The organism is Nonomuraea zeae (assembly GCF_005889725.1).
GTDB classification, from domain to species: Bacteria; Actinomycetota; Actinomycetes; order Streptosporangiales; family Streptosporangiaceae; genus Nonomuraea; species Nonomuraea zeae.
Genome location: NZ_VCKX01000049.1, coordinates 1 through 15,744, shown reverse-complemented (window position 1 = coordinate 15,744; position 15,744 = coordinate 1). Strand labels below are relative to the sequence as shown.

Below are 15,744 nucleotides of genomic sequence, written 5' to 3'. Positions count from 1 at the left end.
CGCCCGCGGCTCAGCCTTGGCCGGCGCGTCGGCGATCTCAAGGTGGCAGAAGTACCACCAGCGTCTCACCGCGTCACCATCCATGCCAGACCGTCCGAAAGGAGGCGGCAGACGGTTGTGGTGAGCGGGCACGGCATGGCGTACTGGGCGCAGGCGACGACTCCAGGGGACGCACATGAAGGTCGTGGAACTCACTTCGGTCGACGGCTTCGTGGCCTTCGACATGGACTGCGCGACGAGCGCGGGCGGGACGCGGCTCGCCCCCGACGTCACGCCGGAGGAGGCGCGGCTGCTGGCGCGGGCGATGACGTACAAGCTCGCCGTGCTCGGCCAGCGGATCGGCGGCGCGAAGGCGGTGCTGCGGGGCGGGGCGGAGGAGCGGGCCGCCCTGGTGGCGAGGTACTGCGCGGAGATCGGGCCGCTCGTGGCGAGCGGGTCGTTCCTCACCGCCTCCGATCTCGGCACGCGCACGCAGGACTTCGCCTCACTGCCCGACTACCGGCCGGACTCGATCATGCATCAGGAGATCGACGGCGAGCTGGTGGACACCGTCGTCACCGGCCTCGGCGTGGTCGCCGCCGCGGACACGGCGCTCGGCGGGTCGGCCGGCCGCACGTTCGCCGTGGAAGGCTTCGGCAAGGTGGGCGGCGGCGTCGTGCGCGAGCTGGCGCGGCGCGGCGGGCGGCTGGTCGCGCTGTCCACGATCCACGGCTGCGTGGTGGACGAGTCGGGGCTGGACGTCGCCGCCTTGTTCGAGCTGCGCGCGGAGCACGGCGACGCCTGCGTCCTGCGGCTCGGCCGGCCCGTCCTGCCTCCCGAGAGCCTGTACGAGGTCGCCGCCGACGTCATGGTCCCCGGCGCGCGGACCGGCGTCCTGCACCCGGGCCGCGCGGCGGAGGTGCGCGCCGGAGTCGTCGCGCCCGCGGCCAACGTCCCCTACACCGCCGGCGGCCTGCGCACGCTCCTGGCGCGCGGCGTCGTCCCGCTCGCGGACTTCGTGTGCGGCGCCGGCGCCACCATCGGCTACCTCGCGGAACGGGCCGGCGAGGTGACCGACGCCGAATCGACCGGCGCGCTGGTGGACGAGCGGGTCAGCCGCCTGACCGCGGCCAGCCTGGAGCACCCTGACGGCCCCTTCGCCGGCGCGGCGGAGCTGGCGGCGGCGTTCCTCGGCACCTGGTGCGAGCCCCCGGAGCTCCCCGACGGCCCGCCGCTCGCCCCGGAGCCCGCGTAGCCGGCACGGAGCCTTCTCGCACTACGCTGGGGCCCCATCGCCGCAGAAAGGGTCGCTCTTCCGTGAACGCGGGCATCATTGGGCAAGCCGCCGGTCTGTTCGCCGTCACGAACATCGACGACATCGTGCTCCTGGCGCTGTTCTTCGCCCAGGGAGCCGGCCACCGCCACACGACCCCGCGCATCGTCCTCGGCCAGTATCTCGGCTTCTCCGCGATCCTCGCCGTCGCCGTGGCCGCCGCGGCCGGGGCCACGTTCCTGCCCGAGTCCGTCATCCCGTACCTCGGCCTGCTGCCCCTGGCGCTGGGGCTCAAGGCCGCCTGGCAGTCCTGGCGGAGCCAGGGGGACGACGACGTCGCGCCGGGCGCGCCCACGGCGACGGCCGTCGCGGCCGTCACCTTCGCCAACGGCGGGGACAACATCGGGGTCTACGTCCCGGTCTTCGCCACGTCCGGCGTCGCGGGCATGAGCGTCTACGCCGCCGTCTTCCTCGTCCTGGTCGCCGTCTGGTGCCTGGCGGGCAGGTACGTCGCCACCCGGCCGCCCGTCGCCAGGGCGCTGCGCCGCTGGGGCCACCTCCTGCTGCCGGTCGTCCTGATCGGGATCGGCCTGCTCATCCTCGTCGAAGGCGGCGCATTCGGGCTCTGAGCCCGGTCACAGCCTCGGTGGCCGGCGCCGCCGCTTCATCGGCACGTGCCAGCGCTTGCGCAGCCACTCGACCCCCGCGTAGAACCCCACCATCCCGGGCAGCGTGTAGAACGCCGATCCCCACCCCTGCGCCAGATAGACGTTGTACGCCGCCGCGATCATCGACGGCCCGAGCAGGCTCCACGTCCGCCACTCCGAGGCGAGCACCCACGAGGCGGTACGCCGTACGCGGTAGAACCGGCCCCGTCCCGACAGCGCCAGCCGGAGCTGGAGCACGTGACGCAACTGGTGCACCGAGTACCTGAGCTGCGTGGACGAGCTGGCCTTGGCCGTGGCCAGCTCGTACAGCTCGGCGTGCAGCTCCTCGGCGTACCGGCTGCGGTGCATGGCGGGCAGCAGCCGGGTCATGGCCTCGACCAGCAGCTCGGCCGAGCGGGCGACGTTGTGCCGCCTGGCGATGACGTGCGCGGGCTCCTGGTGGTAGAGCCACTTGGACAGCTCGTACACCAGCCGCACGGCCTTACCGAGGTCGCGGTCGAGCTCGCGGGCACGGAGCTGGACGTCGCCGAGCGTGGTCGCGAGCGTAAGCGCGGGCCGCAGGATCCGGTCGCACGCGCGCGCCGCCGTGAGCGCGCGTGCGCGCCGGCGCGCGCCGCCGATGACGCGCTCGTCCGCGAGCCCGCGCGACAGGATCCTGGCCTGGTCGAGGCCACGGTCGAGCGCGGCGAGCGGGGTCGTGGTGAGGTCGGGGATGCGGGCGTCCTCCAGAGTGCCGGCCAGCCGGAGCGCACGCCTGCGGGCACGGTCGAGCAGCAGGACGGCCTCGCGCGAGTACGCCAGGTCGCGGCAGCGCTCCAGATCGATCAGGAGCTCGCCGGCGTGGGCGCGGGCGCGCTCCAGGACCCGGGTGAGGTCGAGTACCCCGGTACTCTGCAGAATGTCCGTTTCACTGCGTAAATCGCTCACACCGCACCATCCGCGAAGCCGGGCCGCACGACCGGCAGTCTGCCGATCTTGGTGTGTGCCTTGGCGAGCGCTTCGCGCGCAAGCTCGGCACCGTCCGCTGTCAGCCGGTAGTAGCGACGGCGGGGACGGCCCTCTTCGCTCGGATCGATGTCTTCGAACCTCGACTGGAGCCAGCCGATGCCCTCGAATCGGGCGAGTATGGGGTGAATCGTGCCGCTGGCCAGGCCGGCGGCATCGCAGATCTCCAGCCCGTACATCTCGCGCGTGGGGTTTTCGAGGAGTGCACGGAGGACCAGCTGCGTCGGCAAGGTCATGCGCGGATTCGCACCCATGGTCTAACTCTACCTAGGGGCTAGGTAGAGAACAAGCAACCTCTCAGCCGACGTTGAGCGCTTCCCGCTCGGGCTCGGCCGGCTCCCGCCGGGACGGCGAGCGGGCGGCGAGCGCCAGCCCCAGCGACAGGAAGACCAGCGGGATCGCCGGGATCACGTAGCGCACGTCAAAGGCGGCCAGGAAGGGCGGCGAGACGACCAGCGCGAGCGCCGCGACCCCGGGCAGCAGCGCGTCCCACCGCCGCCGGACCGGCGCGGTCACCAGCGCGCCGCCCAGTGCCAGCATGAGCAGCGGGAACGGGACGTAGCCGAAGCGCTGGTAGGCGCGCAGCCAGCCGGCGAACGGCTCGACGACCCGCGTGGCGGCCGGCCCCTGCTCGTAGGACTCGGCGACGCCGCGCACGGACTCCGTCAGCGGGCGCTCGGCCGCGGGCAGCTTGTACGGCGTCTTCTCGGACACCCCCGTACGCTCCCAGCGCAGCAGCTGCCCGAGATCGGTCGCCACCGAGCCCAGGTACGCCCCGGGTTGCGCCAGGATGGCCTCCCTGGCGAACTCCCCGGCCAGCTTGTTGCGATTGGCCGCCCCCGGCACCTTCAGCAGCGGCGAGAAGCTCTCCCACAGCCAGTGCGGCGGATACGGCCGCTCGGCGACCGGCATCGTCGGGCAGAGCACCGCCAGCCGCTCGGGAGGTTTGATCACCGCGCAGTCGGCGAAGCTCATGGTCCTGGACCACAGGAAGTTCCCGTCCGCCTCGGTCAGCGCGAACTTGCCCTTCTCCACCTTCGTCCACGTCGCGTACGCGCCCAGGGGGATCGCCCCGGCCACCAGCAGCGCCAGCAGCGGACGCCAGCCGTGGCGCCTGATCAGCAGGTACGCGGCGGTCAGGATCAGCAGCGGCAGCCCGACCGTCCTGGTGATCCCGGCCAGCCCGAGCAGCAGGCCGCCGATCGCGGCCGTGGCCGGACTGACGCGCCACACGATGAGCACGATCGCGCCCGTGACCAGCACGACGAAGACCGCGTCGGCCATGATCATGTGCTCCAGCAGCACCAGGAACTCGTCGAACAGCAGCGGGGTCACCAGCAGCGTGGCGCCCCAGCCGGGCAGGCCGCGCCGCCTCAGCAGGGCGTACACGGCCACCGCGAGCGCCAGCCCCAGCAGGTGCTGCAGGACCGTGACCAGCGTGAGGCTGTGCGCGGGCCGCAGCAGGGCGAGGAACAGGGAGTAGCCCGACGGCCTGGACGTGCCGGGGGAGAGCTCTTCGCGCAGGAAGGCGAACGAGTCGCCGTAGAAGAGCAGCGCGGGCGGGAACCCGAGCACGGCGAGCACACGCAGCCCGATCGCGGGCAGCATGGCGATGACCAGGGCGCGATGAGCCAATGTGCTTCAGCTTCCTCGTGTGTCCGGCATTTCACCATAGTGCCGGTGCCCGGCGCTCGGGTCATCAACGCCAGGGCAGGCTTGCCGGAGCTCACAACCGAATGACATTCTGAAATTGAGCTCGGGTTCAAGCGTCTCTACGGAGGGTGCATGACCACCGCCGATCGCCCTGCCATCGACAAAGAGTCCCTTCGCGCGAAATATCGTGAAGAGCGCGACAAGCGGCTCCGCCCGGACGGCAACGACCAGTACCTGCGCCTGACCGGCCGCTTCGCGCACTACGCCGAGGACCCGTACACGCCGGTGACCGAGCGGGAGCCGAAGACCGACCACGTGACGGTAGCGTTCGTCGGCGGCGGCTTCGCCGGGCTCGTCACGGGCGCGCGGCTGAAGGAGGCCGGGGTCGAGGACGTGCGCATCGTGGAGAAGGGCGGCGACTTCGGCGGCACCTGGTACTGGAACCGCTATCCGGGCGCGCAGTGCGACACGGCCTCGTTCGTGTACATGCCGCTGCTCGAAGAGACCGGCCACATGCCGACCGAGAAGTACGCGCACGCGCCGGAGATCCTGGAGCACTGCCGCCGGATCGGCAAGCACTTCGGCCTGTACGACAACGCGCTGCTCCACACCGGGGTCCAGAGCCTGGAATGGGACGAGGCGCGCTCCCGCTGGATCGTGCGCACCGACCGCGGCGACGCCTTCACCGCCCAGTTCGTCGCCATGGGCATCGGCCCCCTCCACGTGCCCAAGCTGCCCGGCATCCCGGGCATCGAGGAGTTCGGCGGCCACAGCTTCCACACCAGCCGCTGGGACTACGCCTACACGGGCGGCGACCCCTCGGGCGCGCCCATGGACCGGCTGGCCGGCAAGCGGGTGGCCCTCATCGGCACGGGCGCGACGGCCGTGCAGTGCGTGCCGCACCTGGCGCGGGCATGCGGGGAGCTGTACGTGTTCCAGCGCACGCCGTCGTCGGTGGACGTGCGGGACAACCGGCCGACCGATCCCGAGTGGTTCGCCGGCATGGCGACGCCGGGCTGGCAGCAGCGCTGGCTGGAGAACTTCACCGCCAACCAGACCGGCGCCCTGGTGGAGGACGACCTGGTGATGGACGGCTGGACCGACCTCGCCACCCGGGTGCGCTCCAGGATCATGGCGCTCCCGCCGGAGGACTTCACCCCGGAGAAGATGCAGGCCGCCTACGAGGACTCCGACTTCGAGAAGATGGAGGAGATCCGCGCCCGCGTGGACGCCGTGGTCGCGGACCCGGAGACGGCGCACAATCTCAAGGCCTGGTACCGCCAGCTCTGCAAGCGCCCGTGCTTCCACGACGAATATCTGCAGGCCTACAACGTCCCCGGCACGCACCTGATCGACACCGACGGCAAGGGCGTGGAGCGGATCACCGAGCGGGGAGTCGTCGTCGCCGGCCGCGAGTACCCGGTCGACTGCGTCATCTACGCCTCCGGCTTCGAGGTCGGCACCGACTACACCCGCCGGGCGGGCTACGACCTGGTCGGCCGCGGCGGCGTCCGGCTGTCGGAGCACTGGTCCGAGGGCATGCGCACGCTGCACGGCATCCACGCGCACGGCTTCCCGAACGCCTTCCTCGTCCAGCCCACGCAGGGCGCGAACCTGATCTCCAACATCCCGCACAACCTGACGGAGGCGGGACGGACCATCGCCGTCATCGTCAAGCACGCCCTCGACCACGGGTTCGACGAGATCGAGGTCACCGAGGAGGCCGAGGACGCGTGGGTGGACCTGCTGCTGTCCGGCCCCGGCATGCTCCTGGGCTCGCCGGACTGCACGCCCGGCTACTACAACAACGAGGGGCAGGACCCCGGCCCGCGCGGCCGGCTCAACGTCGGGCACCCGCAAGGGGCGATGGCGTACTTCGCCTACATCGACGAGTGGCGGACGTCCAAGGCGTTCGACGGGCTGGAGTTTCGCAGAAGCCGTCACGACCCGGGAAGTCCGGAAAACTCGGAAAACCGGGAAACAGGGCGCTGAATAGTATTTTCGTCCAGCATGAGCTACGACCTTTATTTCGCGCGCCGGGAGCCCGGCCAATCCTGGGATCAGGTGCTGGAGGCACTCGACGCGCGGGAGGAGCCGCCGCCCGCCGACCCGGCGGCCTGGGACCGCGTGGTCGCGCGCGCCCGGGAGCTGCTCGGCGAGGTGCGGACCGTCGAATACCCGCCCAACTGGGAGCTTGACCACGAGGCGACCGGCATCTCGGTGAACCACTGGGAGGGCGACTGGGAGATGAGCGTCCCGTACCGGACCCATGGTGACGACGCGCGGCAGGCGCTCGACCTGCTCTACCGGCTGGCGTCGATCGTCGAGCGCGAGTCCGGGCTGGAGTGCTTCGACCCGCAGCTCGGCCGGCCGCTCGCGGAGATCGCCGACCGCGAGCCCGCCGTGGCGATGTTCGACGCCGTGGCCGACCGGTTCGGTCGCCGCACGGAGACGCCGGCCTGAGGACACCGGGACGTAGCTACATGACCGATCGGTCGTTAATGTAGACTCGCGGTGTGACGGACACCAGAGAAGACGGCCGCCTGGTGCGGGGCCGGCGCAGCCGGGAGGCGATCCTCGCGCAGGCGGTCGCGCTGGCCTCGGTGCAAGGGCTCGACGGCCTGACCCTGGGCCGGCTGGCCACGGCCGCCGGCGTCAGCAAATCAGGCTTTTTCGCGCACTGGCGCGACAAGGAGGAGCTGCAGCTCGACGCCATCGAGTGGGCCGGCCGCCAGTGGGTCGACGAGATCGTCAAGCCCGCGCTCCAGAGCCCGGCCGGCGTGCGCCGCCTCCTGGCCCTGCACGAGGCCCGCCTGCGCTTCTACGCCGCCAAGATCCTCCCGGGCGGCTGCTTCTTCTTCGCCGCCCAGGTCGAGTTCGACGACCGTCCCGGGCCGGTGCGCGAGCGCGTAGCCCAGGCCCTGGGCGACTGGCTCCGGCTCATCGAGCGGCTCGTTCGCGAGGCCGTCGAGCTCGGCGAGCTGCCCGACGGCACCGACGCCGCCCAGCTCGCGTACGAGATCGACGCGCTCGGCGAGACCGCGATCACGCACGCCCGCCTCCTCGGCCACGGCACCACCGCATACGACCGGGCCCGCCGTGCCGTGCTCACGCGGCTGCGCGACCTGACCACCGACCCCACGCTTCTCCCGGAGGACTGAACGTTGCCCGAAACCCGCCCCGCCCAGGTCCACTTCGACGATCTCGACGCCATGGGCCTGCTGCACAACTCGCGCTACGCCCTGCTGGTCGAGCGCGCCATCTCCGCCTTCTGGGCGGAGCAGGGGTGGAGCTTCGACCCTGCGCTCTCCCGCTTCAAGGACATCTACCTCGCCGTACGCGAGTTCAAGATCACCTACAACGCCCCCATCGTCGGGGCCGGCGAGGTGCTGGTCGACTTCTGGATGGACCGCATGGGCCGCACCAGCGGCGTCTACGGCTTCCGCGTCCTGTCGCCCGACCGGTCGATCGTGCACGCCGAGGGCTACCGGGTGAACGTCAACCTCGACCCCGCCACGTTCCGCCCCGCGCCGTTCAGCTCGGAGCTGCGCGCCGCCGCCGAGCCGCTCCTGCTCCCGGCCGTCGCGAGCTGACGGGATCCTGACCCGGGCGTGCGAACACCGTTTCCCCGGGTGCGGTGCGCGCGGTGATCCGCCCGGGTAAAACGCGCCATGTGACGAATGGAAGCCGGAAGCCCCCGCCCCAAGGCGACGACCGTCGTCCCGTGCGACGTCGTACGCTCACCTGACCCCGGCACGATCATCTACGAGGACACCTTCCAGATAGGCGTCCTGCCCTGCGCCAGGATGACCGGCGAGCCCGCCGGGCGGCGTCAGGCCGCGGAAGGGTAGACCCAGCACTACTGCCCGGCCGTCCACCCCCGGATACCGTCACAAGGTGCTCAACAGGACAGCGCTGGAGGCGCTCACCCAGCGGCCGCTGGCTTTCCTCGGATCGGCCTGGCCATGGCGGTGTGCGGCGTACCTGCTGGCCAGTGCCCTGCCCGGTGCGGTCGTGACGGGCGTCATCGTGGCCGCGGGCGTCGCGTTCGAGGTGACGCCGCTGAGCGCGCTCGCCGGGCCGGTCGTCCTGGCGCTGGCGCTCCCGCCGCTCGCCGGGTTCGAGCGCCGCCGGCTGCGGCTGGTGGACGGCGTGCCGTTGCCCCGCGTGCCGGACCGGCGCCGGCGGGAGCTCGGGCTGGCCGTCATGACGGTGCTCGCGATGTGGTGGATCGACCTGGTGCTGGTGGCGTTCACCATCGGCGGCCCGCTGCTCCTCATGCTCTCGCCCGCCGTCCAGCCGGCGGGGGAGCCGCTGCTCGCCGGGGCCGCCGGCGTCGCGGGAGTGCTGCTGCTGCCCGTCACCGCGTACACGATCACCGCCTGGGCCGGCGCCAGGGGCGTCATGGTCAGGGCGATGCTCGCGCCGCAGGGCTCCGAGCTCAGCGAGGTGCTGCGGTCGCGGGCGCGGCTGGTGGAGGCGTACGAGCTGGAGCGCCGCAGGATCGAGCGGGACCTGCACGACGGCGCGCAGCAGCGGCTGGTCTCCCTGTCGATGCGGCTCGGCCTGGCGCGGCTCGACCTGCCGGACGACTCGCCCGCGGCCAGGATCGTCGACCTGGCCCACGAGGAGGCCAAGGAGGCGCTGGCCGAGCTGCGCGAGCTGATCAGGGGCGTGCACTCGCAGGTGCTCACCGACCGCGGGCTGGCCGCGGCGGCCGACGACGTGGCCGGTCGCTCGCCGGTGCCCGTGGACGTGGACGTCGAGCTGCCCGGCCGGCTTCCCGCGCCGGTGGAGGTCACCGCGTACTACGTGGTCAGCGAAACCCTCGCGAACCTGGCCAAGCACAGCGGGGCCACCAGGGCCTCCGTGACCGGCCGGGTCGAGCGCGGCACGCTGGTCGTCGAGGTCCGCGACGACGGGACGGGCGGCGCGGACCCGGCCAGGGGGTCGGGGCTGACGGGCCTGGCCGACCGGCTGGCCGTGGTGGGCGGAAGACTGTCCCTGTCCAGCCCGCCGGGCGGGCCGACCCTGGTGCGAGTGGAGATACCGTGCGCGTCGTGATCGCGGAGGACTCCGTGCTCCTGCGGGAAGGGCTGGCCGGGCTGCTCGAACGCTTCGGCCACACCGTGCTCGCCGCCGTCGGCGACGCTCCCGCGCTGCTCGCCGCCGTAGCCGAGCACCGGCCCGACGTCGTGGTGACCGACGTGCGGATGCCGCCTGGCTTCACCGACGAGGGGCTCAGGGCCGCGCTGGAGCTGCGTGGTCGCCGTCCCGAGCCGGCCGTGCTGGTGCTCAGCCAGTACGTCGAGCAGACCTACGCGGCCGAGCTGCTGGCCTCGGGCGACGGCGCGGGCGTCGGCTACCTGCTGAAGGACCGCATCGGCGACATACGCGAGTTCGCCGGCGCGCTCGACCGCGTGGCGGCGGGCGGCACGGTCGTCGACCCGGAGGTGGTGCGCCAGCTCCTCCGGCGGCGGCGCGACCCGCTGGCCCGGCTGACCCCGCGCGAGCGGGAGGTGCTGGGGCTGATCGCCGAGGGGCGCTCCAACGCGTCGATCGGCAGGGAGCTGGTGGTCACCGAGGCGGCCGTGGCCAAGCACATCGCGAACATCTTCGCCAAGCTCGACCTCCCGCCGGCCGCCGACGGTCACCGGAGGGTGCTGGCGGTGCTGGCGTACCTGCGGGCTTGATCAGGTGATGCAGAGCTCGTTGCCCTCGGGGTCGGCGATGGTGACCCACCAGTTGGGCCCCTGGCGGCCACGGTGCAGCACGGTCGCGCCCTTCGCGGTCAGCCGCTCCACCTCGGACTCGATGTTGTCGGCCCCCGCCCTGATGTCGAGGTGCACGCGGTTCTTGACCGTCTTGGGCTCGGGCACGAGCTGGAACAGCACGCGGGGGGCGCGTTCGAGGCCGTCGGGGTGCCGGATGGCGGTGCCCGACTTCCACACCAGCGCGCCGTTGTGCCGGGTCGTGTCGTCGTCGGTGGCGTAGCCCTTTTCGATCATCCCGCGGATGAACGTCTCGTCCTGCGGCTCCACCCGCCATCCGAGCGCGTCGGCCCACCAGTCGGCGAGCGGATGCGGATCGCTCGTGTCGATGACGACTTGGAAGTCATATGCCATGTACTGATCCTAAAAGTAGCGGTGTAAGTAGAGTCAGTCGGCATGAACGAGTGGCAGGAGGTCGGCGACCGGGTCTACGTCCGGCGTCATGAGTCCTTCGACATGAACGTGGGCCTGGTCGTAGGGGATGGGCACTGCCTGGTGCTCGACACCCGGACCTCGCACAAGGAGGCGGCGGACCTGATCGCGGCGATCAGGCGGATCACCACGAGCCCGTGGACGGTGGTCAACACCCACTCCCACTTCGACCACTACTTCGGCAACGCGCTCTTCCGCCCCGCCGAGATCTGGGGCCACGCCAGGTGCGCCGAGGAGATCGAGCTGTACGGCGAGCAGCAGCGCGCGACCGTCATGGACAGCCGCCCGGACCTGCGCGCGGAGCTGGAGGAGGTGACGATCGTGCCGCCCGATCACACCTTCACCGTCACGGCCGGCCTCGACATCGGCGGGCGCATCGTCAACCTGCGACACTTCGGGCTCGGGCACAGCAGCAACGACATCGTCGTGCACGTCCCCGACGCGGGCGTGGTGTTCGCCGGCGACCTGGTCGAGGAGGGCGCGCCCCCGGCGTTCAGCGACTCCTACCCGCTCGACTGGCCGGCCACCACGGCGGCGATGCTGGCGGAGATGCCCGAGCAGGTGATCGTGCCGGGGCACGGCGCGGTCGTGGACCGGGCCTTCGCCCAGGCGCAGCACGCCGAGCTGGAGCTGATGGCCGAGCTGGCCAAACGGGCCCACGTGGAGGGGCTGCGCGATGTGATCAAGCTCTTCCCGTACCCGGAGGACGTGTCCAGGCAGGCCATCGCCCGGGCGTTCCTGCAGCTGGACGCTTAGCGGTTTGAGGTGCTTCGCCGGGCTCGCCTAGGCTGCGGTCCATGGAATGGGGACCGCTGACCAGGCAGGACGTCCAGCCGCTGGCCGAGCTCTGGGCCGCGATCGAGGTCGCGGACCGGACCGGCGTGATCTACGCTCCCGGCGACGTCGCGGAGCAACTGTCCCATCCCCTGGTCGATCTGCCCACGGGCACGCTCGCGGCCAGGGAGGGCGACCGGATCGTGGCCGTGGGATACCTCCCGGTCCGGCAGACCGCCGACGACGTGCACCTCATGCGCATGTGGGGCGGGGTGCACCCGGACCACCGGCGGCGCGGGCTCGGCCGGCGGCTCGTGGACTGGGCCGCTCGGACGGCGCCGGAGCTGAGCGGGAAGGCCTTCCCCGGCCGCCCTCTGGAGCTCCAGCTCGACGTCCTCGACAGCCAGGCGGGGCTGGTCGCGCTGGCGGAGGCGTCCGGGTTCGAGGCCGTGCGCTGGTTCGCCCGCATGGAGCGGAGCCTGTCCGGCGACCTGCCCGCGACCAGGACACCGGACGGCATGTCCATCGTCGCCTGGACGCCGGAGGTGAACGAGGGGGCTCGCCACGTGCGCAACGAGTCGTTCCGCGACCACTGGGGCAGCGTGTCGCACACGGCGGAGAGCTGGGCGAGCTTCACGACCGGGTCGCGGAACTTCCGTCCTGACGCCTCGTTCGTGGCCCTGGACGGCGATCGCGCGGTGGGCGTGCTGATCACCCACTTCTTCGACGCCAAGGCCGAGAGCCTCGGCGAGCGCCAGGCGTGGATCCAGATCATCGGCACGCTGAAGGAGTGCCGCGGCAAGGGCGTGGCGAGCGCGCTGATCGCGCACGCCCTCGCCGCCTTCGCCTCTCAGGGGTACGAGAGCGCCGGGCTCGGCGTCGACGCCGACAACCCCACGGGGGCCGTCAGCGTCTACTCCCGCGCCGGCTTCGAGATCACCAGGCGTAACACGTGCTACTCCCGGCCGATCACGCCAGCCTGATCTTCCCCTTCGAGATCTTGATCTTCTTGCGGGTGAGCGGCCGCTTGGCGGGGCCGTTCACCACCGCTCCCGTCGTGGCACTGAACTTGCTGCCGTGGCACGGGCAGTTGATCGTGCCCCGGCTCACGCTCGCCACCGTGCAGCCCTGGTGGGTGCACTTGGCGGTGAAGCACTTGTAGACGCCCTTCTTCGGATGGGTGATCACGTACTTGTTCTTGATGATCTTGCCGCCGCCGAGCGGGATGCTCTTGGTCGTGGCGAGCACGGGCCCGGCCGCCACCGACTCCGACCCGGCCTCTGCTCTTGCCTCTGCCTCTGCCGCTGCCTCCGCGTCCGCGGCCTGGCTCGGCCACAGGAACACGACTGCTGCGCCCGCGGCGCCACCTCGGGTGATCAATGCACGGCGTGTGAGCATGGTTGCCTCCTTCAACCATCCACACGTCCGTGGATCACCGAGTGGTTCAGATGCGTTTCAAGGGAAATTTCGCGACGAATCCTGAATCGGCGTACACGAGGGTGCCCTCGTGCAAAACCGCGATGTCCCGCGCGATCGGCAGCCCGAGCCCCGCGCCGCCCGCGTCCCTGGCCCGGGCCTCATCCAGCCTGGTGAACCGGTCGAACACCGCCTCGCGCTGCTCGGGCGGGATCCCCGGGCCGTCGTCCTGGACGTGCAGGACCGCCTGGCCGTCCTCGGCGTGCACCCGCACCCGTACGGCCGAGGCGGCATGGCGTACCGCGTTGTCGGCCAGGTTGGTCACCAGGCGGTCGAGGTGCGCGCGGGAGCCCTTCATCACCACGTCCGGCTCGATGTCCAGCTCCACCCGCACCTCGGGCCGCCGCCGGGCCCGCAGCGACTCCTCGGCCGCCACCTGGCCGAGATCCAGCTCGCTGGCCCGCAGCGGCTCGCCCGCGTCCAGCTTGGCCAGGATGAGCAGGTCGGCGGCCAGGGACTGGAGGCGTTCGACGTCGGCCAGGGCCTCCTTGGTGAGCTCGCTCTGCTCGGCCAGCTCCAGGCGGGCGCGCAGGGTGGCGATGGGGCTGCGCAGCTCGTGCGCCGCGTCCGCGACGAACCGCTTGTGCGTCTCCACGGCGGTCTCCAGGCGGTCGAGCGTGCCGTTCACGGTGGTGGCCAGCGCGGCGACCTCGTCCTTGGAGCCCGGCACCGGGACCCGCTGGTGCAGGTCACGGGCGGTGATGTCGGCCACCTTCACCCTGATCGCGGCGACGGGAGCCAGCGCTCGGCCCACGGAGTACCACGTCATCAGCGCCACCACGAGCAGCACCGCGGGCACGCCGGGCAGCAGCGCGCCGTACAGCGTCCGCAGCGCCTGCTCCGCGCCGGACAGCGGGACCCGCGACCAGACCATGGCGGGGCCGCTGACGGTGTTCACCTGCACCCCGGCGACGGCGTACCGGCTCGGCTCGGCCCACCCGGCGGTCGAGGCGGCCTTCTCGCTGGTCAGCATGACGTCGGGATCCGCGACCCGGGCGATCGTCCCGTCGCGCATGTAGACCATCCCGCCCTTGTTCTCCACCGCGACGGCCTTGCGCCCGATCCCCGTGGGCGCCTTCTCGGCCTCGCCCTCCGAGAGGATCTTCTTGAGCTCCACGCTCGCCGTGGGGCGCGCCTCGGCGGGCTGCTTACCGGGCTGCTCGTCGGGCTGCTGGTTGGGCTGCTGGTCGGGCTGCTCGTCGGGAGGCGCGCCGGGGAGCCGCTCGGCTGCCGTGATCTCCAGGGTCTGGGCGAACGGGGCCGCGGCCGTGGCCTTCCTGACGGCCTCGGCGTCGGCGCTGTTCGCCAGGCTCCCGCGCAGCGCCACCACCAGCACCAGAGCCGCCAGGCCCAGCGCCAGGGCCACCACGAGCGTCGCCGCCGCGGTCGCCCGCAACCGCACGGAGGACAGCCCGGCGGTCACCCGCCCCCAGCTCGCCGCACCTCCACCCGACCCGAGCTCGCCCAGCCCGAGCTCGCCCGACCCGCGCCGGCGCGCCGGCCGCAGTCGTCGCGCGCGGCTCAGGGCCGCGGACCACAGCCCGCTCATGCCGCCTCCAGCCGGTAGCCCGCTCCGCGGACCGTCATGAGCGACGTCCTGCCGAAGGGCCCGTCGATCTTGCGCCGGAGCGCGCTGATGTAGACCTCGACGATGTTCGGGTCGCCGTCATAGGAGAAGTCCCACGCCTGGGCCAGCAGCTCGCTCTTGGAGACCACCTCGCCCGCCCGGCGCGCGAGCGCGTGCAGCACCGCGAACTCCTTCGGCGTCAGCGAGATCGCCGCCTCGCCCCTGCGGCACCGTAATCCCGCCGGATCGATCACCAGGTCGCCCACCGTGATCGACACCGGCCGCTCGTGCCCGCCCCGCCGCACCAGCGCGCGCAGCCTGGCCAGCAGCACCACGTACGAGAAGGGCTTGGCCAGGTAGTCGTCGGCCCCGTTGTCGAGCGCCTCGGCCTCGTCGTAGATGCCGTCCTTGGCGGTGAGCATCATGATGGGCGTCCAGTCGCCCGCCTCGCGCAGCTTGGAGCAGACGGCGTACCCGTTCATCCTGGGCAGCATCACGTCCAGGACGATCACGTCGTAGGTGTTCTCGGTGGCCATCCACAGGCCGTCGCGCCCGTCGTGGGCCACGTCCACGGCGAAGCCCTCGCTCGCCAGGCCGCCCTTGACCAGATCGGCCAGCCGCTCCTCGTCCTCCACCAGTAGCACTCGCACACGACCAGGGTGCCTCAGGCCACCTAAAGCCAACCTGAAGATCATTTAGGCCCTCTTCAGGATCACTTCAGGTCCGGGGGGCCATTGTCGGAGGCGTTCGTCCCCAGTGAATCCACCCCGTTGAGGAGAATCCATGTTCAAGCGACGTCTCGCGGTGCTCGGCGCGGCCGCCGTACTCGCCGTCACCGGCCTGGCCGGCTCCGCGATGGCCGACGAGACCCCCTCCCCGACCGCAGGTGCGAAGGTGACCTGTGTCACCTCCGACGGGAAGACCATCGAGCTCGCCGAGGCCCTGCCCGCCGAGGCCCTGCCCGGCAAGGCCGTGGCCGGCAAGGCCAAGGGTGGCGTGGTCGTCTCCCCTGACGGCAAGGTGACGCGGTTCGGGCCCGACGAGGGTCCGCTCAAGACCGAGGCCCTGCCCGAGGGCAAGGTGCCCGAGGAGGCGCAGAGCGCGCCGATCCAGGAGGGCGCCGTCGAGGCGCTGCCCGCCCTGCCC

The 15,744-nt window shown here is 71.9% G+C and carries 19 protein-coding genes; 12 read left to right on the top strand and 7 right to left on the bottom strand.

Features of this window, described 5'->3' with window-relative positions; genetic code table 11:
• Positions 1 to 175 precede the first annotated feature (175 nt).
• Both ETD85_RS17960 and ETD85_RS17955 read left to right on the top strand, forming a co-directional pair.
• Positions 176 to 1,234 carry a Glu/Leu/Phe/Val dehydrogenase dimerization domain-containing protein gene (locus ETD85_RS17960; protein ID WP_138690867.1) on the top strand — a complete coding sequence of 353 codons (1,059 nt, stop codon included), beginning with the start codon at positions 176 to 178 and terminating at the stop codon, positions 1,232 to 1,234.
• A gap of 62 nt (positions 1,235 to 1,296) precedes the next feature.
• Positions 1,297 to 1,881 carry a cadmium resistance transporter gene (locus ETD85_RS17955; RefSeq protein ID WP_138690866.1) on the top strand — a complete coding sequence of 195 codons (585 nt, stop codon included), beginning with the start codon at positions 1,297 to 1,299 and terminating at the stop codon, positions 1,879 to 1,881.
• 6 nt (positions 1,882 to 1,887) lie between these two features.
• On the opposite strand, the gene ETD85_RS17950 is transcribed toward ETD85_RS17955, so the two are convergent.
• From ETD85_RS17950 to ETD85_RS17940, 3 genes are read right to left on the bottom strand one after another with little or no spacing between them, the layout of a single operon-like run.
• On the bottom strand, positions 1,888 to 2,847 hold the full coding sequence (locus ETD85_RS17950) for a hypothetical protein (RefSeq protein ID WP_138690865.1): 960 nt from the start codon (positions 2,845 to 2,847) through the stop codon (positions 1,888 to 1,890).
• A complete protein-coding gene (locus ETD85_RS17945) occupies positions 2,844 to 3,179 on the bottom strand; it encodes a PadR family transcriptional regulator (protein ID WP_240779214.1) in 336 nt (111 codons plus the stop codon). Before ETD85_RS17945 ends, ETD85_RS17950 begins: the two co-directional genes overlap by 4 nt.
• A 43-nt stretch (positions 3,180 to 3,222) precedes the next feature.
• Positions 3,223 to 4,560 (bottom strand): hypothetical protein, encoded by a 1,338-nt coding sequence (locus tag ETD85_RS17940; RefSeq protein ID WP_138690864.1) that lies wholly within the window; start codon positions 4,558 to 4,560, stop codon positions 3,223 to 3,225.
• A gap of 150 nt (positions 4,561 to 4,710) precedes the next feature.
• Here ETD85_RS17940 and ETD85_RS17935 point away from each other — a divergent pair, with 150 nt between their 5' ends.
• The 7 genes from ETD85_RS17935 (at position 4,711) to ETD85_RS17910 (ending at position 10,271) form a co-directional block, all read left to right on the top strand.
• Entirely contained in the window at positions 4,711 to 6,570 is a 1,860-nt protein-coding gene (locus tag ETD85_RS17935; RefSeq protein ID WP_138690863.1) for a flavin-containing monooxygenase, read from the top strand.
• An 18-nt stretch (positions 6,571 to 6,588) separates the two neighbouring features.
• Positions 6,589 to 7,041 carry a hypothetical protein gene (locus ETD85_RS17930; protein WP_138690862.1) on the top strand — a complete coding sequence of 151 codons (453 nt, stop codon included), beginning with the start codon at positions 6,589 to 6,591 and terminating at the stop codon, positions 7,039 to 7,041.
• Positions 7,042 to 7,094: 53 nt separating this feature from the next.
• On the top strand, positions 7,095 to 7,739 hold the full coding sequence (locus ETD85_RS17925; RefSeq protein WP_138690861.1) for a TetR/AcrR family transcriptional regulator: 645 nt from the start codon (positions 7,095 to 7,097) through the stop codon (positions 7,737 to 7,739).
• Between the two features lie 3 nt (positions 7,740 to 7,742).
• Positions 7,743 to 8,171 carry an acyl-CoA thioesterase gene (locus ETD85_RS17920; RefSeq protein WP_240779213.1) on the top strand — a complete coding sequence of 143 codons (429 nt, stop codon included), beginning with the start codon at positions 7,743 to 7,745 and terminating at the stop codon, positions 8,169 to 8,171.
• An 87-nt stretch (positions 8,172 to 8,258) separates the two neighbouring features.
• Positions 8,259 to 8,429, top strand: a complete 171-nt coding sequence (locus ETD85_RS63170; protein WP_170246730.1) for a hypothetical protein — start codon at positions 8,259 to 8,261, stop codon at positions 8,427 to 8,429.
• A gap of 46 nt (positions 8,430 to 8,475) precedes the next feature.
• Positions 8,476 to 9,642 (top strand): sensor histidine kinase, encoded by a 1,167-nt coding sequence (locus tag ETD85_RS17915; protein ID WP_138690860.1) that lies wholly within the window; start codon positions 8,476 to 8,478, stop codon positions 9,640 to 9,642.
• Entirely contained in the window at positions 9,630 to 10,271 is a 642-nt protein-coding gene (locus ETD85_RS17910; protein WP_170246729.1) for a response regulator, read from the top strand. Before ETD85_RS17915 ends, ETD85_RS17910 begins: the two co-directional genes overlap by 13 nt.
• On the opposite strand, the gene ETD85_RS17905 is transcribed toward ETD85_RS17910, so the two are convergent.
• Positions 10,272 to 10,703 carry a VOC family protein gene (locus ETD85_RS17905; RefSeq protein WP_138690859.1) on the bottom strand — a complete coding sequence of 144 codons (432 nt, stop codon included), beginning with the start codon at positions 10,701 to 10,703 and terminating at the stop codon, positions 10,272 to 10,274.
• A gap of 42 nt (positions 10,704 to 10,745) precedes the next feature.
• Here ETD85_RS17905 and ETD85_RS17900 point away from each other — a divergent pair, with 42 nt between their 5' ends.
• Both ETD85_RS17900 and ETD85_RS17895 read left to right on the top strand, forming a co-directional pair.
• Positions 10,746 to 11,537: an MBL fold metallo-hydrolase gene (locus ETD85_RS17900; RefSeq protein ID WP_138690858.1), complete on the top strand. Its 792-nt coding sequence runs from the start codon at positions 10,746 to 10,748 to the stop codon at positions 11,535 to 11,537.
• 41 nt (positions 11,538 to 11,578) lie between these two features.
• Complete coding sequence (locus ETD85_RS17895) at positions 11,579 to 12,538, top strand: GNAT family N-acetyltransferase (RefSeq protein ID WP_138690857.1); 960 nt, start codon at positions 11,579 to 11,581, stop codon at positions 12,536 to 12,538.
• Here the strand turns inward: ETD85_RS17895 and ETD85_RS17890 are convergent.
• Genes ETD85_RS17890 through ETD85_RS17880 form a run of 3 tightly spaced genes read right to left on the bottom strand, consistent with a single transcriptional unit; the run spans position 12,525 to position 15,248 of the window.
• Entirely contained in the window at positions 12,525 to 12,953 is a 429-nt protein-coding gene (locus ETD85_RS17890) for a Rieske (2Fe-2S) protein (protein WP_138690856.1), read from the bottom strand. The two genes, ETD85_RS17895 and ETD85_RS17890, sit on opposite strands and share 14 nt — an antisense overlap.
• A 46-nt stretch (positions 12,954 to 12,999) precedes the next feature.
• On the bottom strand, positions 13,000 to 14,580 hold the full coding sequence (locus ETD85_RS17885) for a sensor histidine kinase (RefSeq protein WP_206058380.1): 1,581 nt from the start codon (positions 14,578 to 14,580) through the stop codon (positions 13,000 to 13,002).
• A complete protein-coding gene (locus ETD85_RS17880; protein WP_138690855.1) occupies positions 14,577 to 15,248 on the bottom strand; it encodes a response regulator transcription factor in 672 nt (223 codons plus the stop codon). The genes ETD85_RS17885 and ETD85_RS17880 overlap by 4 nt, the downstream gene beginning before the upstream one ends.
• A 133-nt stretch (positions 15,249 to 15,381) precedes the next feature.
• Between ETD85_RS17880 and ETD85_RS17875 the strand changes: the two genes are divergently transcribed.
• Positions 15,382 to 15,744, top strand: a 363-nt coding sequence (locus ETD85_RS17875) for a hypothetical protein (protein ID WP_206058379.1), incomplete at its 3' end; no start/stop codon positions are given.